We start from the raw sequence: 20,353 nt of genomic DNA, 5'->3' as shown, positions 1-20,353 counted from the left end.
GTGACCGAACGGTTGGACGGCCCGGCGGCCCCGCCCGCGAAGATCGCGGGCGGGCCCTCCGCAGGACCGGCTGAAACCCCCCGTACGAGACGACGCCTCGGCCCATCGCCGGCGGTCGCCATCGCCTTCCTCCTGCCGGCGGCTCTGCTGCTCGGCGTCTGGGTGGTCTACCCCATCGTCTACTCCATCTTCCGCAGCCTGTTCGACGCCTCGGGCAGCGGGTTCGTGGGGCTGGGCAACTACGCCACGATCTTCAGCGACCAGGGCATGCTGGTCACGATCCGCAACAACCTCATCTGGGTGGTCGTGGCCCCGATCGTGGTCACCACGATCGGCCTGATCTTCGCGGTGCTGACCGAGCGCATCAAGTGGGCGACGGCGTTCAAGCTGATCGTGTTCATGCCGATGGCGGTCTCGCTGATGGCCGCGGGCGTCATCTTCCGCCTGGTGTACGAGGAGAGCCCCGACAAGGGCCTGGCCAACGCCGTGCTCACCACCGTGCACGACACGTTCTCCTCCTCCAAGGGCTACCCCGAGGCCCGGCCGCGCGGCGGCGACGACTCTCCGGTGACCGAGCAGAACGGCGCGGTCGTCACCAAGGAGCCCGCCCAGGCGGGCCGGCCGGTGCTGATCCCGATCGTCGGCGTCAAGCCGCAGACCATGCCGTCCAACGCCCAGCCCGCCCGCGCCCCCTCGGGCGACGGCCTGGCCGGGACCGTCTGGTTCGACTTCACCCAGGGCGGCGGCGGCCAGAGCGGCGCGGTCGACCCGACGGAGAAGGGCCTGCCCGGCATCACGGTCGAGGCGGTCCAGAACGGCAAGGTGGCGGGCACCGCGACGACCGCCGACGACGGCACGTTCCGCTTCGACGGCCTGCCCGCGGGCTCCTACGTCGTACGGCTGCCGGAGTCGAACTTCCAGGCCAGCTACGGCGGCCTGACCTGGCTCGGCCAGACGCTCATCACGCCGGCGATCATCGGCGCGTTCGTCTGGGTGTGGGCCGGGTTCGCGATGGTGCTGATCGCCGCCGGCCTCGCCGCCATCCCGCGGGACGCCCTGGAGGCCGCCCGCATCGACGGCGCGACCGAGTGGCAGGTGTTCCGGCGGATCACCGTGCCGCTGCTGTCGCCGGTGCTGCTCGTCGTCTTCGTGACGATGATCATCAATACGCTGAAGGTCTTCGACCTGGTCTACATCATCGCGCCGGCCTCGGTTCAGCCGCAGTCGAACGTGGTCGCGCTGGAGATGTGGCGCGTGTCGTTCGGCGGCGGGAACAACCAGGGGCTCGGCAGCGCACTCGCGGTGTTCCTGCTCATCCTGGTCCTCCCCTTCATGATCATGAACATCCGCCGGTTCAGAAGGGAAGACACATGACGACCGCGACCGTGAAGGCGTCTCACCGGCTGGAGTCGGGCGCGCCGCGCAGGGGCGTGGCGAGCAGGATCGTGGACCGCCTCGGCGGCGGGGCCGTCCAGGTGGTCATGATCGTGCTCGGCCTGTTCTGGCTGGTGCCGACGCTCGGCCTGCTGGTCGTCTCCCTGCGCACGGTGAAGGTGAACAACGCCGAGGGCTGGTGGACGATCTTCACCAAGCCCGCCGAGCTGACCCTGGCCAACTACAAGAACCTGCTGGCCAGCGGCTTCACCTCGTCGTTCTGGAACACGGTGGCCATCACCGTGCCGACCACGATCCTGGTGATCGGCATCGCGGCCATGGCGGCGTACGCGTTCGCGTGGATGGAGTTCCGCGGCCGGGACACGGCGTTCCTGGTCGTGGTGGGCCTGCTGATCGTGCCGATCCAGATCGCGCTGATCCCCGTCGCCGCCTTCTACGGCGGTATCGGGATCTTCGGCACGATCCCCGGCGTGGTGCTGTTCCACACGGCGTTCGGCCTGCCGTTCGCCATCTTCCTGCTGCGCAACTTCTTCGTCGGCATCCCGGCCTCGCTCCTGGAGGCGGCCAGGATGGACGGCGCACCCGAGTGGAAGATCTTCGCCCAGGTCGTGTTCCCGCTGGGCAAGCCGGCCATCGCCTCGCTGGGGATCTTCCAGTTCCTGTGGGTGTGGAACGACATGCTCATCGCGCTCGTGTTCGCCAACACCGACAACCAGCCGATGACCAAGGCCCTGCAGTCCCAGATGCGGCAGTTCGGATCGAACGTCGACATCCTCTCCTCCGGGGCGTTCCTGTCACTGATCATCCCGCTGCTGCTGTTCTTCGCCTTCCAGCGGTACTTCGTCCAGGGCATGATGGCCGGTTCCGTCAAGTAGGCCATTCCCGGCGGGCGCCCGCCTCCCGAGGGGGGCAGGCGGGCGCCCGTAACATGTCCTTACGGACCTCCGATGATTGTTCATGAAGCGTCTTCTCGCCCTCGCCGCAGCAGCCTTCATCTCCCTCCCCCTCACCCCCGCCGCCGCGCTCGGCGGCACCCCGGGCGCGCCCGGGGCGGGCGACCCGTACTTCCCCGGCCAGGGGAACGGCGGCTACGACGCCGGCCACTACGACCTCGCCCTCGACTACGAGCCCTCCTCCAACGCCCTGACCGGCGTCGCCACCGTCACCGCCCGCGCCACCCAGGCGCTCAGCCGCTTCGACCTCGACCTGTCCGGCTCGCTGTCCGTACGCTCGGTCACCATGGACGGCCGGCCCGCCGCCTTCACCCGCAGCGGCGACGAACTGGTCGTCACCCCCGCCGCCGCGCTCGCCTCCGGCCAGGGCTTCTCCGTCGTCGTCCGGTACGACGGCAGGCCCACCCACGTCCTCGACCCCGACGGCTCCAGGGACGGCTGGATCAGGACCAGCGACGGCGTCTTCAACGCCAACGAGCCGCAGGGCGCGATGACCTGGTACCCCGGCAACCATCACCTGTCGGACAAGGCGACGTACCGGTTCACGGTCACCGTCCCCAGCACCAGGGTCGCGGTGGCCAACGGCGACCTGGTGGCCAGGACGACGGCCGGCGGCCGCACCACCTACGTGTGGGACGCCCGCGAGCCCATGGCCAGTTACCTGACCACGGTGTCGATCGGCAAGTTCCAGCTCACCGACACCAGGTCAGGCGGCTACCGGGTGATCACCGCCGTGGACCCCAAGCTCGCCGGCAAGGCCACGGACTTCGCCGCCCGCCACGCCCCCGTCCTGGACTACTTCAGCTCGCTCTTCGGCCCGTACCCCTTCTCCTCCACCGGCGGGATCGTGGACCACGAGCCGAACGTCGGCTACGCCCTGGAGACCCAGACCCGGCCCATCTACCCCGTGGTGCCCGGCGAGTCGCTGCTCGCGCACGAGCTGGCCCACCAGTGGTTCGGCGACTCGGTGACGCCCACCTTATGGCGGGACATCTGGCTGAACGAGGGCTTCGCGACGTACGCCGAATGGCTCTGGCTGGAGAAGATCGGCAGCCGGACCGTCCAGGCGTCCTTCGACGGCGTCTACGCCAGGCCCGCCGACGACGAGTTCTGGCAGACGCCTGCCGCCGACCCCGGCGGCGCCGCCGCGCTCTTCCACGACCCCGTCTACGACCGCGGCGCGGCGACCTTGCACGTCCTGCGCCGGACCGTCGGCGACAGCGCGTTCTTCACGATCCTGCGCACCTGGGCGAACGACCACAAGTACGGCAACGCCGACACCGCCGCCTTCGTCGCCCTGTCCGAACGCGTGTCCGGCAGGCAGCTCGACGCCCTCTTCGACGCCTGGCTCTTCCAGCCCGGCAAGCCGTCGTTGTGATCATTCCGGTACGGCCTGCGCGTCCGTTTGGGCGGCAAGCCGTACCAGACCTAGATAAGCTTCACGGCCATGGCCGGTCGTCCTTTGCATGAAGTCGTCGAAGCCGGATGGGCTCAGGCTCTTGAGCCCGTATCCGAGCAGATCTCCTTGATGGGTGAGTTCCTGCGCAACGAGATCGCCGAGGGCAGGCAGTACCTGCCCGCGGGCCCCAACGTCCTGCGCGCGTTCAACCAGCCCTTCGACGACGTCAGGGTGCTGATCGTGGGCCAGGACCCCTACCCCACGCCCGGCCACCCCGTCGGGTTGTCGTTCTCGGTGGCGCCCGAGGTGCGGCCGATACCCGGGAGCCTGCTCAACATCTACAAGGAGATGGAGTCCGACCTCGGCCTCCCCCGCCCCGCCAACGGCGACCTGACCCCGTGGGCCGAGCAGGGCGTGCTGCTGCTCAACAGGGTCCTGACCGTCATGCCGGGCAAGCCCGCCTCCCACCGGGGCAAGGGCTGGGAGCAGGTCACCGAGCAGGCCATCCGCGCCCTCGTGGCCCGCGACAAGCCGATGGTCGCCATCCTGTGGGGCCGCGACGCCCGCAACCTCGCGCCCATGCTCGGCAGCGTGCCGCGCATCGAGTCGGCGCACCCGTCCCCGCTGTCGGCGCGCAGCGGCTTCTTCGGCTCGCGGCCGTTCAGCCGCGCCAATGAGCTGCTCACCCAGCAAGGCGCCGCACCTGTCGAGTGGAAGCTGCCCTAGCATCGTCGCCATGAGTGATGAACCGAAATACCTGCGCCTTACGGTCGAGCTGACCGTGGAGGTGCTCGACGTGAACGCGCTGCAGGCGGCGGCGCTGGCCGAGATCCGGCATCCCGACGCCGACCTCAGCGACGAGGAGCGCTCCGAGCAGGCCGACCTCGTCAACTCCGACGAGACCGGCGCCTCGGCGCTGCAGTGGCTGATCGAGCCGGACCACGTGCTGCAGCTCGTGGACCACATCACCGAGATCGAGCCGCGTGAGGCCGTTCTCGGGGTGGAGCCGTCCGAGGGGCCGAGCGAGGACGAGGACGAGGACCACCACGACCACGACCACGCGTGACCTCTCGCACGTGACGTGACGTGACGTGGCATGACGTGGCGTGACGTCGCGTACGTCGACCGGCCACCACGTCCCAGCCGCGTCGCGGCTCCGACGTACGGCCACCAGCCACGACGTCCCGCCCGGGTCGCGGCTCCGTCGTACAGCGATCAGCCACGACGCCTCATCGCGTCGTGACCTCTGACGTACGCCGACCGGGCACGGCGCCCATCGCGTCGTGACCTGCGACGTACGACGACCGGCCACGGCGCCCCATCCGCGCCGCGGCTCCGTCGTACGGCGCCCATCACGTCGTGACCTCTGACGTACGGCGATCAGCCACGGCGCCCCACCCGCGTCGTGGCTCTTCGCCCCGGCTACGATCGTCTCGTCCGGGCTCTTTCCGTTCTCCGAGGGATCTGTCGCCATGATCGTGGCCTTCTCCATCACCCCGCTGGGCGTCGGCGAAGGGGTCGCCGAACCGGTCGCCCGCGCCGTCAAGGTGGTCCGCGAGAGCGGCCTGCCCAACCGCACGGACGCGATGTTCACCACGATCGAGGGCGAATGGGACGAGGTCATGGACGTCGTCAGGCGCGCGGTGGACGCCGTCTCCGAGGTCGCCCCGAGGGTCAGCCTGGTCCTCAAGGCCGACCTGCGCCCGGGCGTGACGGACGGCATGACCACCAAACTCCAAAGCCTCGAACGCCACCTCCCCTGACCCCGCCCCACCGCCAAGCCCCCAAACAGAACACCTCAGCTCCAAGCAGGAACACCTCACCCCCAGCCACTCCCCAGAAGCCACCCCAGCCAGCACCTCGACACCTGCCTTGCCGCCCCGGCAACCGTCACCCCCGCAGCGTCCAACGGCCCGCCCGGTGCCCAACGCCCCGCCCGACGTCCAACGGCCCGCCCGACGTCCAACGGCTGCCCGCCCGACGTCCAACGGCCCATCCCGTGTCCAACAGCCCGCCCGAGGGCCGACGAGCACCCGGCACCCGACCACCGGCACAAACCGGCACTTGGCCCGTGCCCAGCGCCCGATCGCCTACCCAAAGCCGCCACCCAGCCAGCGCCCGGCCCCCGCGGGCTTCACGCTACGCGGGCTTCGCGCTACGTGTCCGCTACGCGGGCTTCGCGCTACGCATGGGGCTGTGCGCTGCGTGCCCGCTGCGATGCTTCTCGCCGTGTGTTTGCTACGGGATGGGTGCGCGCCTCGTGCCTGCTGTGCGGCTCCTCGATACGTCCCGCCATGGACGGCTCCGCGCCATGTGCGCGCCGCAGTGGCTGCGCACCGCGTGCCTGCTGTGCCGCTCCTCGCTACGTCTCGCTTTGGGACGGCTCCGCGCCATGTGGCCGCCGCCACGAGGGCTCCTCGCTACGTGCCCGCTACGGGACTTCTCGCCACGTTCAACGGCGGGGGTTCGTCACCGTGTTGCCCGGCTGTGGGCTCAAGCCGGCATCCGCAGGTCGTGGGTTTCACGGTACGAGGACGTGGCTGAGAGCTTCTGTGCGGTGCAGGCCGTCGCAGTCGCAGTCCGACTACCGCCTTCCCGGCCGGACGACCAGATGCCGATGGCGTACGGCTCCCGGGGGTGTTCAGCTGTCGACGTACAGGCCGGGTCTCAGTTGCCGGGTGGCTCCGGGTGGCTTGCCCGCTACGAGCGGTTTCCTGCCCTGCACCCGCCATGGAGGCTGCGCGCCGCGTGCCCGCCGGGTGCCCGCCGGGTGCCCGCCGGGTGCCCGCCGGGTGCCCGCTGCGGGGCTTCGCGCTGTGCGCCCGCTAGAGGGGCTCCGAACCCATGTGCCCGCCGTAGCGCACGCATAGCGCGAAGCCCGCGTGGTGGACATGTGGCGGGGTGGCCCGTGGCGGGTGCGGGGCGCTGGAGGTTGGCTCGAAGTGCCGCTGTTCGAGCTTCTGGCGATGTCGGCTGGCGATGTCGGCGTTGTGCGGCTTGCGAGTGGGGTGGCAGCACGTTTGGCCTCGCGCCCAGATGGCGGCGCGCTCTTTCGGGCAGCTTCAGAGGTCCGATGAATGGCGGGATTCGCGATATGTCTTGACCGTCTTCGTAGACGCGACATATCGTGTTGCTTGATCGGATAACGCGATACTACTCGTGCCCGGAGGTGGAGGCAATGAGACAAGAGCGAGTGCCCGTGCTGGTGGTCGGCGGCGGGTACGCGGGCCTGAGCGCTGCCGCGCTGCTGGCGTGGCGCGAGGTGCCCGTCATTCTGGTCGAGCGGCACCCGAGCACGTCCATCCAGCCCAAGGCGTTCGGCATGGGACCGCGAGCCGTCGAGCTGCTGCGGCCGCTGCCGGGGATCGAGCAGACGTTCGCCGACATCTGGATCGGCATCGGCGACTCCATGCGCATCGCGATCGCCAAGACTCTGGCCGACCCCGACCCACAGATGATCTTCGAGGACACGGGCGAGTTCGACGCCCTGGCCGACCTCACCCCCGTGCCCCGTGTGGGCGCCCCCCAGTCGGAGGTCGAGCGGGTGCTGCGCGCCTACGCCGACGAACTCGGCGCCGACCTGCGCTTCTCCACCGAGCTGATCTCCCTCGACCAGGACGACGACGGCGTCACCGCCGTGATCCGCGCCGCCGACGGCGAGGAGAGCATCGTACGGGCCGACTACGTGGTGGCGGCCGACGGCCACCGGAGCCCGCTGCGCGAGCGGCTGGGCGTGCCCACCTCCGGCAGGGGCGACCTCGTGCAGATGCGCTCGATCATGTTCGACGCCGACCTGACCGGCCTGGTGAACGAGCGCGAGGTCATCGTCTGGTACCTCCACAACGACGCGTTCACCGGCGTCATCGTGACCGGCACGGGCGTCGGCGCGCACGTGCTCGGCATCAACCAGACCCCCTCTCCGGACGGCGGCGCAGACGCCCTCACCGAGGAACGCTGCGTCGAGCTCATCCGCGCCGGAACCGGCATCCCGGACCTGGACGTGCAGGTGCTGGACACGGCGACGTTCAACCTGGCGCACGCCGTGGCCGACACCTTCCGCGCCGGACGCGTCTTCTTCGCCGGCGACGCCGCCCACACCATGCCGCCCACCGGCGGCCAGGGCGGCAGCACCGCCCTCCAGGACGGCTGCGACATCGCCTGGCGCCTCTGGCTGGTGATCAGCGGACAGGCCGGCCCCGGCTTCCTGGACACCTACGACGCCGAACGCCGCCCGATCGGCGCCCTGACCGCCGACGCCCAGCTCGCCAACCTCAGTGTCCGGATGCCCGTGGACGAGCGCTCCGACTATCCCGAGCCCCTGGAGGACTTCCTGCAGGCGATGCTGGGCTACCGGTACCACTCCGCCGCCGTCCTGGAGGAGCCCGGCGACGATGGCTCGCTCCTGGAGGACCCGCGTGTCCCGAGCGGACGGCCCGGCAGCCGCGCCCCGCACGTCGTGCTCGACTGGGAGGGGCAGCGCATCTCGACCATCGACCTGTTCGGCTCGGGCTTCGTCCTGCTGGCCGACAAGTGCGGCGGCCAGGTCTGGATGGACGCCGGCCGCGTGGTCAAGGAGCGCCTGGGCGTGCAGCTCACCCGCATCCTGGTGGACGACGAGCTGGTGGACGTGGAGGGCCGCTGGCGGGAGCGGTACGGGGTGCGGGAGGGCGGCGCCGTCCTGGTGCGGCCCGACGGGTACGTGGCCTGGCGCGCCCCCAGCCCCACCTCCGACCCCATGTCCACGCTCGACCAGGCGCTCACCCGGATCCTGCACCGCTGACCACCTGCCTCTCACCGGACCGGGCCCGATGGCCTTCGCCGGGGTCGTGAAACGTGCGCATGAGCGGGGAGGCCGGCCCGTACGTGCTCCATGGGTCTGGCCGTCTCGCGGGGGCGGAGGTCAGGCGGCGAGGGCCGGGCGTGCGAGGTGGTCGGCGGACGTCAGGTCGAGGCTGTCGGCGGCGCGAAGCCAGTCGTTGACCGAGCCGGGAAAGCCGGACGGTGGCCCCACTTTCAGACAGGTGAGCCGGCCGCTGCCGGGGGCGGGACCCACCTTCAGGCGGCGGATGGCGCCCGAGCGGCCCGGCCCGCCGCAGTCGGCGGGGTCGGCGGGGTCGGCGGGGTCGGCGCGGCCCGCGAAATCCGCACGGTCGGCGAGGTCCGCAAGGTCCGCAAGGTCCGCGAGGTCGGCGTCGCACGGGGTCAGTCGCACACCGAACGGTGGGACGCCCCGCAGGGCGCCGGAGGGCTGGATTCGCAGGAGGTCGTCGATCTCGTGGCAGGTGGCCAGCGGGTGCGCCCGCAGGTGGGCGAGCTGGTCGGCGACCAGGCGATGGGCCACCGATCGGAGGAGGGCGGTCGCGCACAGGCTGTGGGCGCAGGCGGCGCCGTCGAGGGTGATCTCCGGTAGCGCGAAGCGGCTCAGACCGCGCGAGGTGACGCGCAGGCAGGCGCAGGCGGCCGTCTCGGACGGGTCCCACGGCGGGCAGGTGGCGTCGTCGCGCATCTGCACGTCCCAGCTGAGCCAGTCGTCGGCGAGGTGGAAGTCTTCCGGCTCGCCCGGCGACCTCGGGCAGGCGGGCACGGCCGAGGCGGTGGACGGGTCGATCAGCAGGCCGTCGCACTGGCGGGCGAGGGCGCGGGCGACGGCTCTGGCAGTCTGCACGTTGCCGGGCAGGCGGCGTGGGGGCGCGGTGGTGGACACCAGTACGTGCTGCCCGGCCCGGCGAAGCCGCCGTCGTTCGTCGCCCGTGAGGGTGAGGCCGGCCGGTCGCCAGGGGGCGGGGGCATGGGTGACGGTCAGGGACGCCGGGGTGTCGAGCGCGTCACGGGCCGCCTTCCGGTACGGCCCGGGGACACGCCAGGGCACGAAGGTGTCGACGTCGAACGGCAGGTGCTCCACGGCTACGACGAACAGTGAGGTCAGCATGGCGGGGAGCGGCAGAACGATCTTCATGAGGTGCCTCGCCTTCGAAACGTGGTGAGGCACCCAGGATCCGGAACCGGGCCGGCCGCGGTGCGGCCGAACCCGGTTCTGGGGACGAACCCGCCGACCGGCCCCCACCCTGTGGACAACCACCGGGGAGGCGGAGGCCGGGCATTCAGGGGGTGGTGCGGGTGATGGTGGAGGTCTGACCGGGCGGCGGAGGCCGTCCAGTCAGGGGGCGGCGAGGGCCGAGGACCTGACCGGGAAGGCGGAGGCCGTCCGGTCAGGAGGCCGAGGCCCGGGAGGCGGAGGCTGTCCGGTCAGGCGGCGGGGCCGGAGAGGTGGAGGGCGTCCGGTCAAGGGGGCGGGGTCGGGGAGGTGGAGGGGGTGCGGTCAAGGGGCGGTGCGGGTGATGGCGAGGGTCTGGCCGGGGAGGCGGAGGCCGTCCGGGCCGGCGGCGACCGGGTCGTCCGAGGCCAGGAGGAGGGTGGCGCCCGCCGGCGGCAACGTCAGCGTCTCCGGGGAGAAGTTGACGCTGACGCACACCGTCCCGCGCCACATGACCAGCCACCTGCCCTCCGGATCGGCCTCCACCCGCACCAGGTCCAGCCGCGGGTCCGACAGCTCCGGCAGCGCCTTGCGCAGCGCGATGAGGTCCCGGTACCAGCACAGCAGGGACCAGTTCTCCTCCTCCTTCAGCTCGCTCCAGTCCAGCTTGGAACGGAGGAACGCCTCCTCGTCGGACGGGTTCGGCGCGTCCCAGGCATACCCGAAGCCGTCGAACTCGCGCTCGCGCCGCGTCCCCTCGCTCTCCCGCAGCTCGGGCTCCACGTGGTCGGAGAAGAACAGGAACGGCGTGCCGGCCCCCCACTCCTCCCCCATGAACAACATCGGCGTGAACGGCGAGGTCAGCAGCAGCCCGGCGCCGAGTCTGAGTGCGGACACGGGCAGGCGGTCGCCGCCGGGCCGGTTGCCGATCTGGTCGTGGTTCTGCAGGCAGGCGACCAGCCGGTGGCCGGGCACGCCGGTGAAGGGCTGACCGTGCGCCCGGTCGCGGAAGCTGGAGTAGCCGCCGTCGTGCAGCACGCCCCGGGTCAGCACCCGGGCCAGCGCCGACGGGTCGGCGAAGTCCTCGTAGTAGCCGTGGCTCTCGCCGCTCACGGCGGTGTGCAGGGCGTGGTGGACGTCGTCGTTCCACTGCGCGGTCATGCCCAGGCCGCCGGCCTCCAGCGGACGTACCATGCGCGGGTCGTTGAGGTCGGACTCGGCGATCAGCGACAGCGGCCGGCCGAGCGAGCAGGCCAGCGCGTCGACCTCCTCCGAAAGTTCGGCCAGCAGGTGGCGGGCGCGCCTGTCGTGCAGCGCGTGGACGGCGTCCAGCCGCAGCCCGTCGATGTGGTAGTCGCGCAGCCACTGGACGGCGTTGCCGATGAAGTATCGTCGGACCTCGTCGGACCCCGGCCCGTCCAGATTGACCGCTTCACCCCAATAGCTACCAGCAAAGCCGGAAAAATACGGACCGAAGGGGTGGAGGAAGTTGCCCGACGGCCCCAGGTGGTTGTAGACCACGTCCAGGATGACGCCGATCCCGGCCCGGTGGCACGCGTCCACGAACGACTTCAGCCCGTCGGGCCCGCCGTACGTCTCGTTGACCGCGTAGAGGTCGACGCCGTCGTACCCCCAGTTGCGCCCGCCGGGGACGGGAGCGACCGGCATGATCTCCACGAAGTCCACGCAGAGCTCGACCAGGTGCTCCAGCCGCTCGATCGCCGCGGCGAACGTGCCCTCGCCGGTGAACGTGCCGACGTGCAGCTCGTAGATGACCGAGCCGCGCAGGTCGCGGCCCTTCCAGTCGTGGTCGGACCAGGTGAAGCGGTCGTGCTCGTAGACCGCGCTCGGCCCGAACACCCCCTCGGGCTGCCGCCGGGAGCGCGGGTCGGGGTAGGGCCCGCCGCCGTCGAGGACGAAGGCGTACCTGGTGCCGTGGCCGGCCTCGGCGACCTCGGCCCACCACCAGCCTCTCTCCCCCTGGGACATCGGCCGGCGTCCGTCCAGAACGTCGACCTCGACAGCCGTGGCCTTCGGTGCCCAGACCTCAAAGATCATGTCGCTCCAGCAGTGAGACGGGGTACTGATCGAGCAGCCGGGCCAGCGGAACCGTCCCCGAGTGCGGCTCGCCGGTGAGCAGGTCGCGCCAGGATCCGCCGGGCAGCGTCAAGGTGGTGTCGCCCCACACCGAGTGGCCGGCGACCGCGGAGCGGCGCGCGAGGCGTACCGGCAGCCTGGTGGCGACCGCCACCGCCCGCGGGCCTTCGCCCCGGGCGAAGGCGATCGCGTGCTCGGCCGCCTCCCCCTCCGCCCGCAGCGGCAGGTACGGCGCCGCGCCCCCGAGCCGCCTGCGCAGCCGCAACGCCTGCGTCGTGACCAGGAGCTTGGCGGCGTCCCAGGAGGTCTCGGGCTTGCGCGGGTACGTCACGGGCCGCCGGTTGTCCGGATCGACCAGCGAGAAGTCGGTGGTCTCGTTGCCCTGGTACACGTCGGGCACCCCGGGCATCATGAGCTGCACCAGCTTGGCCCCGAGCGAGTTCGACATCGCGAACGGCTCGATGCGCTCGGTGAACTCCTCCACCGGCAGCCGCACGGCGGCCCGCGCGAACTCCCGCAGCCGCCGCTCGTAGGCGGCGTCCGGACGCACCCACGAGATCGCGGTCTTGGCCTCGCGAGCCGCCTTGAGCAGGTAGTCGGTGAGGCGTTCCGCGGAGATCGGCCAGGCGGCCATGAGGTTCTGCCAGGCCAGGTAGTCGAGGTGGGGGTCGAAGGAGAGCTCCCGCGACCACTCCGACACCACGGACGCCCACTCCCGCGGCATCTCCGACAACACCGACAACCGGGCCCGCACGTCCTCCGACCGCTTGGTGTCGTGCGTGGACAGGGTCGTCATCGTGTACGGGGACATCTCCCCGCAGAAGTCGTGGAACTCCTCGACCGAGACGCCGAACACGTCCGGCTCGCCGCCCACCTCGTTGAGGCACGACAGCGGGAACCACCGGTACAGCGCGGTGTCCTCCACGCCCTTGGCCATGACCGGCCCGCACGTCTGCTGGAAGCGCACGATCGCCTCCGGCGAGCCGTACAGGACCTCCCGGACGAGCGGCCGCACGGCGGGCGAGCACTCCGCGGCGGCCAGCTCGACGATCTCCACCGACTCGGGCGGCGGCTCCTCCCCCGGCACCAGGTAGGCGCGGTAGAGCGGCATCGCGGCCAGCAGCTCCGACACCGCGGCGGGCGCGCAGCCGGTGACCCGAGCCAGCCGGTCGATCTCCGCCCCGAAGAACAGGTCGAGCACCTCGCGCTTGGCCTGCGTCATCACCGGACGGTAGTCGTCGGGCTGCCCGGTCAGCTCGCTGAACAGCCGGACCAGCGGCTCCTTGCCCGAAGGGTCGACGAACAGGCCGTTGACCCGGTTGAGCACCTCGTAGCCGGTCGTGCCGTCACAGGCCCAGTCGGGCTGCAGCCGCTCGGGACCGATGAGGATCTTCTCCACGACCGTCCAGGGGCCGCCGGTCCGCTCGCGCAGCCGGTCGAGGTAGCCGCGGGGGTCGGCCAGGCCGTCGGGATGGTCGATGCGCAACCCGTCGACCAGGCCCTCGTCGAGCAGCCAGAAGATCACCTCGTGCGTGGCGAAGAACACCGCCGGGTCCTCCACGCGCAGCCCGATCAGGGAGGAGACGTCGAAGAAGCGCCGGTAGCCGGGGCCCTCGCGCCAGTCGACCAGCCGGTAGTGGCCCGGGTGGGGGAAGGCGTGCTCGTGGTAGCGCAGGACGTCGCCGTCGACCACGGGCTCGGTGTCGTCGCCGAGCACCGGCAGCGCCACCTTCCCGTCCACCCACTCGATGTCGAACCAGTTCGCGTACGGCGAGGCGGGCCCGTCCTCGAGCACCGACCAGAACTGGGCGTTCATCGTGTTCATGTGGTTGGGCACGATGTCGATGACGATGCCCAGGTCGTGCGCGGCCAGTTCCTGGGCCATCTCGCGGAAGCCGGTGGCCCCGCCGAACTCCTCCCTGATCCTGGAGTGGTCGACGACGTCGTAGCCGTGCCGCGACCCGGGCGTGGCCTGCAGCACCGGCGACAGGTAGACATGGCTGACGCCGAGGTCGCGCAGGTAGCCGGCGATCTCGGCGACCTGCGCGAAACCGAAGTCGGGGGTGAGCTGCACCCGGTACGTCGAGGCCGGCCTAGACACGGCGCAGCACCCGCACGCTGCGTCCGGGGACCTCGATCGCCTCGCCCGCGCGCACCATCCGCACGTCGAGCCTGATGGGCATCGCGGTGTCGATCTCGGTGTGCCACATCTCGCCGTAGTCCTGGGGGATCGTGAACTTGATCGTGTCGTGGTGGGCGTTGAACAGCAGCAGGAAGGAGTCGTCCCGGATCGGGCGGCCGCGCCGGTCGGGCTCGGTGATGGCGTCGCCGTTGAGGAAGACGGCCAGCGACTTGGCGTAGCCGACGTTCCAGTCGCTGTCGGTCATCTCCTCCCCGGACGGGGTGAGCCAGGCGATGTCGCTCAGCCCGCGTACCGGCCTGCCGTAGAAGAACCTCCTGCGCCGGAAGACCGGATGTTTCTTCCGCAGCGCCGCGAGCTCCTGGGTGAACTCCAGCAGCAGCCAGTTCTCCCTGATGTCGGACCAGTCGACCCAGGTCAGCTCGTTGTCCTGGCAGTAGCCGTTGTTGTTGCCCTTCTGGGTGCGGCCCAGCTCGTCGCCGTGCGAGAGCATCGGCACGCCCTGCGACAGGAACAACGTGGTGAGGAAGTTGCGTTTCTGCTGCTCGCGCAGCGACTCGATGGCCAGGCTCGCCGGGCCCTCCTCGCCGCAGTTCCACGACCGGTTGTCATCGGTGCCGTCGCGGTTGCCCTCTTTGTTCGCCTCGTTGTGCTTGTCGTTGTACGCGACGAGGTCCTGCAGGGTGAAGCCGTCGTGGCAGGTCACGAAGTTGATGGAGGCGGCCGGGCGGCGGCTGTCGTCCTTGTACAGGTCGCTCGACCCGGTCAGGCGGGAGCCGAACTCGGGCAGCGTGGCGGCCTGCCCGCGCCACAGGTCGCGGATCGTGTCGCGGTAGCGGCCGTTCCACTCGGTCCAGCGCGAGGGGAAGTTGCCGACCTGGTAGCCGCCGGGGCCGACGTCCCAGGGCTCGGCGATGAGCTTGACCTGCGACAACACCGGGTCCTGCTGCACCAGGTCGAAGAACGCGCTCAGCCGGTCGACCTCGTGCAGCTCGCGGGCGAGGGTGGAGGCGAGGTCGAAGCGGAACCCGTCGACGTGCATCTCGATGACCCAGTAGCGGAGCGAGTCCATGATCATCTGGAGGACGTGCGGCGAGCGCATGAGCAGGCTGTTGCCCGTGCCGGTGGTGTCGACGTAGTAGCGCTTGTCGTTCTCGACCAGGCGGTAGTAGTTGCTGTTGTCGATGCCCCTGAACCCCAGCGTCGGCCCCAGGTGGTTGCCCTCGGCGGTGTGGTTGTAGACGACGTCGAGGATGACCTCGATGCCCGCCTCGTGCAGGCTGCGCACCATCGCCTTGAACTCCAGCACCTGCCCGCCGCGCTGCCCGGTGCTGGAGTAGCGGTTGTGCGGGGCGAAGAAGCCGATGGAGTTGTAGCCCCAGTAGTTGGACAGGCCGCGCTGCTCCAGGATGTGGTCGGTGACGAACTGGTGCACCGGCATCAGCTCCAGCGCCGTCACGCCGAGCTTGGTGAGGTGGTCGAGGATCTCGGGGTGGCCGAGCGCCGCGTACGTGCCGCGCAGGTGCTTGGGGATCTTGGGATGGCTTATCGTCAGCCCGCGCACGTGGGCCTCGTAGATCACCGTGTCGTGGTACGGCGTCGCCGGCGGCCGGTCGTGCCCCCATCCGAAGAACGGGTTGATCACGATGGACCGCGGCACGTACGGGGAGGAGTCGGCGTCGTTGCGCGTGTCCGGCTGGCCGAACCGGTAGCCGTAGACCGCCTCGTGCCAGTCGACGCCGCCCTCGATCGCCATCGCGTACGGGTCGAGCAGCAGCTTGTTGGGGTTGCAGCGCAGCCCGCGGGCCGGCTCGTACGGCCCGTGCACGCGGTAGCCGTAACGCTGGCCGGGGCCGATGCCGGGCAGGTAACCGTGCCAGATGAACCCGTCGACCTCCGTGAGCGGCACCCGCGACTCGACGTTGTCCTCGTCGAACAGGCACAGCTCCACCGCCTGGGCGACCTCGGTGTAGAGCGAGAAGTTCGTGCCCGCGCCGTCGTACGTCGCCCCGAGAGGATAGGGGTCTCCAGGCCAGATCTCGATCATCGAGGCTCCCTTGCGGTCTCTCCCCATGTTCCGTTCCCCCGCTCCGGCGGACAAGGCCACCCTGTTCCTTCCCACGCGTCCGTCCGGAATACTCCGAAAAATCGAGTGAGCCGCCTCCGACGGCGCGGTGTCGAAGGCGGCTCACGTGTTCGGCCTGGTGGGGGGTCCGGCGAGGTTCACGGATCCGGTGCGCGGCCCCCGCACACCGGATCCGCACCCGCGATCGGGCGACGCGACGCTGCGTTCCCGATCCCCCGCGATCAGGACGGTCGATCCTCGCTCTGGCAGGAGCGAACGATCGGCGCTGCCGGGCCGACGAGCCCCCGTCGGCCCAGCCTTATGTGACGGACGGCCTCTGGTGAGCCATCACGTCAGGGAATGAACGCGGCATTTCGATCTCTGGTGGTTTGATCAAATCAGCCCCAGGGCATCCCCCTCTCTTACGGCTTGGCTGACTTTTACCCGCCGACACCGGAAACCCACCCCGAATTGGCACTTGCCATAGGAACGTGCCGGTGACGATTACCTACCGCACATGCCTTCGAAACCGAACCCGGGGGTACGCTCCGGGGCAACCGGCCGCCGTGGGAAGGGAGTGTGCGGCGATGACCATCCCCAACCCGACGCTCCGGCAGCGGCAACTGGCGATGCGCTTACGCGAGCTGCGCAACGAGCAGAACCTCAGCATCGCCGAGGTCGCCCAGGCCCTCCTGTGCTCCCCGGCCAAGATCAGCCGGATCGAGACCGCGCAGCGCGGCGTCAGCCTGCGCGACGTGCGCGACCTGTGCCGCCTGTACGACGTCTCCCCCGCCGAGTCCGCCCAGCTCATGACGCTGGCCAAGGACGCCAGGCAGAAGGAGTGGTGGCAGTTCTACGACAACCGCGAGCTGCGGCAGATGCTCGGCCTGGAGGCGGAGGCCAGCGCCATCACCGAGTACGAGATCACCACCGTGCCCGGCCTGCTCCAGACCGAGGACTACGCCCGCGCCGTGATCCGCGGCTGGCTGCCCCGCATCGCGCCCGACGTGCTCGACGACCGGGTCAGGGTGCGGATGAAACGCCAGGAGTGGCTGCACCGGCCCGACACCCTGCGCTACTGGGTCCTGCTGGACGAGTCGGTGCTCTACCGGCACGTGAGCAGCCGGCAGACCATGCGTGAACAGCTCGGCCGGCTCGTCGAGCTGAGCGAGCTGCCGCACGTCACCATCCAGGTGATCCCGTTCACGGCGGGGGCGCACGTGGGTTTCGACAGCACCTTCCGGCTCATGGAGTTCGACCACGACTCCGGCATCGCCGACACCATTTTCGTGGAACATCAAATGGGCCTTTTCTACCTGGAGGCCGATAAGGTGGTCCGGCGGTTTCGTGAGATCATCGACCATCTGCGGGCCGAGGCCCTGGGCATCCAGGAATCCAAGCGGCGAATTATCGAGATGGCCGCAAACTTCGCTTAGCACTCCATCACGAGATCATCTCGTTTTTCCGGTCACCTGGCATGATGCCTCCGACACATCGGGACCTCGCTTCCGTGGCAAGTGCCAGGTGCTACTGTTCATCCATTGGGACGCTTTCGCTCTCCACGTGAGATCGCCGGTGTCCGACCAACACCGTTCCAGCGCGCCCGGCGAGGTCCGACCGCCGCCGCGCCCATTGTCGATGCACGAGGGGGAGACAATGACGTCCCACCACCCTGACGTCCAGGCGGGTCCGCGGTGGCGGGCCGCGTCGCGCTGCAACAACGGAGAATGCGTCGAGGTCGCGTTGCTGTCCGCCGGCGAGATCGGCGTGCGGGACAACAAGAACCCGGCCGGCCCCGTCCTCACGTTCAGCGCCCGGGAATGGGACGCGTTCCTGCATGGAATACGTCAGTCCGGCTGAACGCGCGGCGCTTTTTCCGGCGGTCGTCCTCAGGGACGCCCGCCTTTTGTTTTCTCTGGCGCCGACGGGTGCACTGCCCCTTTTGTCGCCTGGTCATCTTCGGCTGTCAAGGTAAAATCACCATCGGCTCAATACCTCTACAGCCGCCTTCAGGAGGTAATGGATGAAACGCCCACCTGCCCTTGACCAGGCACGCTGGCAACGGTGCAACAATGGCGACTGCGTCGAGGTCACCATGCTCGCCGACCGGGTCTGGGTGCGGGGAAGTCAGGACGCCGGCGATGCCGTCCTGTCGTTCACCACCGACGAGTGGGCCGCGTTCCTCGACGGCGTGCGGCGCGGCCACTTCGATCTCGAACGGCTCGCGCCCCAGGTCTGACCGGCCACGACGTTCTCCGTCGGGCTCTGTCGGGGGCCATCGGGGTTTCAGGCCGCGGCCCCCGGCAATATGCCGACTCCATGGGCGGTTTCAAGAAGTTCTTACTCCGAGGCAACATCGTCGAGCTGGCCGTCGCCGTCATCGTCGGGGCGACCTTCAGCGGGCTCGTCCAGGCACTGGTCACCGATCTCATCACCCCGCTCATCGGCGCGGTGACCGGCGGCCGGCAGCCGAACTTCGCCGAATACTCCTTCACCATCAACGGCAGCCAGTTCAAGTACGGCGACTTCCTCAACCACCTGCTGACCTTCCTGGTGATCGCGGCGGTCGTCTACTGGCTGGTCGTGGCCCCGATGACGCGGCTGATCCACCTGTTCGACCGCGACAAGGCCGCGACGACCAAGGAGTGCCCCGAGTGCCTGTCGGACATCCCGGCCGAGGCCAGCCGGTGCGCCCACTGCACGGTGGAGCTGGTGCCCCAGTCCGAGAAACCGCGCTGAACCGTACATCACGGACTCTTGACCCCAGTGGCGCGCCGGCACGGTGGACGTTCGGCAAGATGGACCGATGAGCGTTGAGTTGATGGTCTGGGACGAGCCGGTGCCGATCAGCAGGGATCAGGCCCGGACCACGTATCTGGCGGTGAAGCGGAGCGACCCCGTCGAGGGGGACGTGCCCGACGTCGCCAAGGAGCTGCCCGGGCAGGTCACCGTGTACCCCGGGCACGTCCTGGTGACGATGGACCTGGACACGATGGACGAGAGCTCGGCCCAGGTGTTCACCACCGCCCGCGCGCACGGCCTGGTCTGCTACGACCCCCAGCGTGACCTGGTGCACAACGTGGCCCCGCTCGGCGTGTACGAGGGCATGCAGCTCCACACCGGCGACGGGATGGTCGTGCACGACCCCGACCTCGGGCTGGTCAACGACGTCCTGGCCACCCTGTCGCCGCAGAACCCGTTCGTCGCCCTGGTGAGCTTCGGCCGGCACTTCCTCCAGGTCTCCCCCGGCTACGAGCTGGAGTACAAGGAGGGCGCGATGGTCCGCGCGGTGGTGCCCGAGCTGGCCGAGGTGCAGCAGGCCTTCCACGAGTACGCCACCGGCGAGCGCGGCTTCCTCACCCGCCACGCCTGGGCTCAGGCGTAGACCTGGGCGAACAGCTCCGGATCGACGTTCCCCCCGGACAGCACGGCCACCGTGCGCCCGGCGGGGACGCGGCCCGACAGCAGGGCGGCCGTGGTCGCCGCGCCGCTGGGCTCGGCCACCAGCCGGGCCGTGCGCGCGATGTGCCGCATGGCCGCCCGCAGCTCGTCCTCCGACACGGTGACGATGCCTTCGAGGTGTTCGCGCAGGTGGGCGAAGGTCAGCTCGGACACCTGGTGCACGCGCAGCCCGTCGGCGATGGTCCGGAACGTGCGGGTGGTCTCCCAGGCGACCACGTGCCCGGCCGCCAGGCTCTCGGCGGCGTCGGCGGCCAGCTCGGGCTCGACGCCGTACACGCGGACGTCGGGCCGCAGCGCCTTGACCGCCGTCGCCACGCCGGCGGCCAGCCCGCCGCCGCTGACCGGCACGAGCACCACCTCGACGTCCGGCAGGTCCTCGACGATCTCCAGCCCGATCGTGCCCTGCCCGGCGATGACCGCGCGGTGGTCGTAGGGCGGCACCAGCGTCAGGCCGCGCTCGCCGGCCAGCCGCTCGGCCGTCACCTCGCGCTGGTCGGGCGGCACGACCACCAGCTCGGCGCCCCATCCCTCGATCGCCGCCGCCTTGACCGCCGGGGTGCCCTCGGGCACGACGACCACGCACGGCACGCCGAACTCGGCCGCCGCGAACGCCAGCGCCTGGCCGTGGTTGCCGGAGGAGTGCGTGACGACGCCGGCCGGACGCAGCGCGGCCAGCGCGTTGTAGGCGCCACGGATCTTGAACGAGCCGACCGGCTGGAGGCTCTCGGGCTTCAGCCACGCCTCGCCCATCCTCAGGAGCGGCGTGCGCACCGCGGTTCCGTTGATCCGCCCGGCCGCCGCGCGGATGTCGTCGATCGTCACCAGGTCCATACGATCACTCTAGGCGCGAACCGGCACAATTCGGCCG

The 20,353-nt window shown here is 70.3% G+C and carries 17 protein-coding genes; 12 read left to right on the top strand and 5 right to left on the bottom strand.

The features are described 5' to 3' along the window. From ABT158_RS02140 to ABT158_RS02110, 7 genes are all read left to right on the top strand, one after another. A complete protein-coding gene (locus ABT158_RS02140) occupies nucleotides 1-1,374 on the top strand; it encodes an ABC transporter permease (RefSeq protein ID WP_352349938.1) in 1,374 nt (457 codons plus the stop codon). Then, nucleotides 1,371-2,270, top strand: coding sequence for a carbohydrate ABC transporter permease (locus ABT158_RS02135; protein WP_352349936.1), 900 nt, complete (start codon nucleotides 1,371-1,373; stop codon nucleotides 2,268-2,270). The genes ABT158_RS02140 and ABT158_RS02135 overlap by 4 nt, the downstream gene beginning before the upstream one ends. 82 nt (nucleotides 2,271-2,352) lie before the next feature. Next, nucleotides 2,353-3,726 (top strand): M1 family metallopeptidase, encoded by a 1,374-nt coding sequence (locus tag ABT158_RS02130; RefSeq protein WP_352349934.1) that lies wholly within the window; start codon nucleotides 2,353-2,355, stop codon nucleotides 3,724-3,726. 69 nt (nucleotides 3,727-3,795) lie between these two features. Then, a complete protein-coding gene (locus tag ABT158_RS02125) occupies nucleotides 3,796-4,473 on the top strand; it encodes a uracil-DNA glycosylase (protein WP_352320349.1) in 678 nt (225 codons plus the stop codon). A 10-nt stretch (nucleotides 4,474-4,483) separates the two neighbouring features. Then, entirely contained in the window at nucleotides 4,484-4,813 is a 330-nt protein-coding gene (locus ABT158_RS02120; protein ID WP_352320347.1) for a hypothetical protein, read from the top strand. Nucleotides 4,814-5,219: 406 nt separating this feature from the next. After that, complete coding sequence (locus ABT158_RS02115; RefSeq protein ID WP_352320345.1) at nucleotides 5,220-5,510, top strand: MTH1187 family thiamine-binding protein; 291 nt, start codon at nucleotides 5,220-5,222, stop codon at nucleotides 5,508-5,510. Nucleotides 5,511-6,925: 1,415 nt separating this feature from the next. After that, complete coding sequence (locus ABT158_RS02110; RefSeq protein WP_352349931.1) at nucleotides 6,926-8,527, top strand: FAD-dependent monooxygenase; 1,602 nt, start codon at nucleotides 6,926-6,928, stop codon at nucleotides 8,525-8,527. Nucleotides 8,528-8,647: 120 nt separating this feature from the next. Here ABT158_RS02110 and ABT158_RS02105 read toward each other — a convergent pair whose 3' ends face one another. From ABT158_RS02105 to glgX, 4 genes are all read right to left on the bottom strand, one after another. Further along, complete coding sequence (locus ABT158_RS02105) at nucleotides 8,648-9,703, bottom strand: hypothetical protein (RefSeq protein WP_352349929.1); 1,056 nt, start codon at nucleotides 9,701-9,703, stop codon at nucleotides 8,648-8,650. 363 nt (nucleotides 9,704-10,066) lie between these two features. Continuing rightward, entirely contained in the window at nucleotides 10,067-11,779 is a 1,713-nt protein-coding gene (gene treZ, locus ABT158_RS02100; RefSeq protein ID WP_352349927.1) for a malto-oligosyltrehalose trehalohydrolase, read from the bottom strand. Next, a complete protein-coding gene (treY, locus tag ABT158_RS02095; protein WP_352349925.1) occupies nucleotides 11,769-13,919 on the bottom strand; it encodes a malto-oligosyltrehalose synthase in 2,151 nt (716 codons plus the stop codon). Before treY ends, treZ begins: the two co-directional genes overlap by 11 nt. After that, complete coding sequence (glgX, locus tag ABT158_RS02090; protein ID WP_352349923.1) at nucleotides 13,912-16,005, bottom strand: glycogen debranching protein GlgX; 2,094 nt, start codon at nucleotides 16,003-16,005, stop codon at nucleotides 13,912-13,914. The genes treY and glgX overlap by 8 nt, the downstream gene beginning before the upstream one ends. 605 nt (nucleotides 16,006-16,610) lie before the next feature. Here glgX and ABT158_RS02085 point away from each other — a divergent pair. The 5 genes from ABT158_RS02085 to ABT158_RS02065 all read left to right on the top strand — a co-directional run bounded on the left by ABT158_RS02085 (nucleotide 16,611) and on the right by ABT158_RS02065 (nucleotide 19,408). Beyond that, the gene (locus ABT158_RS02085) at nucleotides 16,611-17,459 is read left to right on the top strand and encodes a helix-turn-helix domain-containing protein (RefSeq protein ID WP_352349921.1); all 849 of its coding nucleotides are present in this window, start codon (nucleotides 16,611-16,613) and stop codon (nucleotides 17,457-17,459) included. Nucleotides 17,460-17,679: 220 nt separating this feature from the next. Then, nucleotides 17,680-17,883, top strand: coding sequence for a DUF397 domain-containing protein (locus ABT158_RS02080; protein ID WP_352349919.1), 204 nt, complete (start codon nucleotides 17,680-17,682; stop codon nucleotides 17,881-17,883). 163 nt (nucleotides 17,884-18,046) lie between these two features. Continuing rightward, nucleotides 18,047-18,262: a DUF397 domain-containing protein gene (locus tag ABT158_RS02075; RefSeq protein WP_352349917.1), complete on the top strand. Its 216-nt coding sequence runs from the start codon at nucleotides 18,047-18,049 to the stop codon at nucleotides 18,260-18,262. An 80-nt stretch (nucleotides 18,263-18,342) separates the two neighbouring features. Beyond that, nucleotides 18,343-18,762 carry a large conductance mechanosensitive channel protein MscL gene (gene mscL, locus ABT158_RS02070; protein ID WP_352349915.1) on the top strand — a complete coding sequence of 140 codons (420 nt, stop codon included), beginning with the start codon at nucleotides 18,343-18,345 and terminating at the stop codon, nucleotides 18,760-18,762. Nucleotides 18,763-18,829: 67 nt separating this feature from the next. Next, the gene (locus ABT158_RS02065) at nucleotides 18,830-19,408 is read left to right on the top strand and encodes a hypothetical protein (RefSeq protein WP_352349913.1); all 579 of its coding nucleotides are present in this window, start codon (nucleotides 18,830-18,832) and stop codon (nucleotides 19,406-19,408) included. Here the strand turns inward: ABT158_RS02065 and ABT158_RS02060 are convergent. After that, on the bottom strand, nucleotides 19,399-20,316 hold the full coding sequence (locus tag ABT158_RS02060; RefSeq protein ID WP_352349911.1) for a threonine ammonia-lyase: 918 nt from the start codon (nucleotides 20,314-20,316) through the stop codon (nucleotides 19,399-19,401). The two genes, ABT158_RS02065 and ABT158_RS02060, sit on opposite strands and share 10 nt — an antisense overlap. Between the last annotated feature and the right edge of the window lie 37 nt (nucleotides 20,317-20,353).

This window comes from Nonomuraea sp. NPDC001636, assembly GCF_040298265.1.
In the GTDB taxonomy this organism is placed as follows: Bacteria; Actinomycetota; Actinomycetes; order Streptosporangiales; family Streptosporangiaceae; genus Nonomuraea.
Note: the sequence above shows the minus strand (reverse complement) of the source record. Positions and strands in the feature narration are given on the sequence as shown.

Coding starts and splice junctions, on each gene's coding strand:
- glgX (WP_352349923.1), bottom strand. CDS start 16,005: ATGATCGAGATCTGGCCTGGAGACCCCTATCCTCTCGGGGCGACGTAC.
- ABT158_RS02135 (WP_352349936.1), top strand. CDS start 1,371: ATGACGACCGCGACCGTGAAGGCGTCTCACCGGCTGGAGTCGGGCGCG.
- ABT158_RS02115 (WP_352320345.1), top strand. CDS start 5,220: ATGATCGTGGCCTTCTCCATCACCCCGCTGGGCGTCGGCGAAGGGGTC.
- treZ (WP_352349927.1), bottom strand. CDS start 11,779: ATGATCTTTGAGGTCTGGGCACCGAAGGCCACGGCTGTCGAGGTCGAC.
- ABT158_RS02060 (WP_352349911.1), bottom strand. CDS start 20,316: ATGGACCTGGTGACGATCGACGACATCCGCGCGGCGGCCGGGCGGATC.
- mscL (WP_352349915.1), top strand. CDS start 18,343: ATGGGCGGTTTCAAGAAGTTCTTACTCCGAGGCAACATCGTCGAGCTG.
- ABT158_RS02120 (WP_352320347.1), top strand. CDS start 4,484: ATGAGTGATGAACCGAAATACCTGCGCCTTACGGTCGAGCTGACCGTG.
- ABT158_RS02125 (WP_352320349.1), top strand. CDS start 3,796: ATGGCCGGTCGTCCTTTGCATGAAGTCGTCGAAGCCGGATGGGCTCAG.
- ABT158_RS02065 (WP_352349913.1), top strand. CDS start 18,830: ATGAGCGTTGAGTTGATGGTCTGGGACGAGCCGGTGCCGATCAGCAGG.
- ABT158_RS02130 (WP_352349934.1), top strand. CDS start 2,353: ATGAAGCGTCTTCTCGCCCTCGCCGCAGCAGCCTTCATCTCCCTCCCC.
- ABT158_RS02075 (WP_352349917.1), top strand. CDS start 18,047: ATGAAACGCCCACCTGCCCTTGACCAGGCACGCTGGCAACGGTGCAAC.
- ABT158_RS02110 (WP_352349931.1), top strand. CDS start 6,926: ATGAGACAAGAGCGAGTGCCCGTGCTGGTGGTCGGCGGCGGGTACGCG.
- ABT158_RS02105 (WP_352349929.1), bottom strand. CDS start 9,703: ATGAAGATCGTTCTGCCGCTCCCCGCCATGCTGACCTCACTGTTCGTC.
- ABT158_RS02080 (WP_352349919.1), top strand. CDS start 17,680: ATGACGTCCCACCACCCTGACGTCCAGGCGGGTCCGCGGTGGCGGGCC.
- ABT158_RS02085 (WP_352349921.1), top strand. CDS start 16,611: ATGACCATCCCCAACCCGACGCTCCGGCAGCGGCAACTGGCGATGCGC.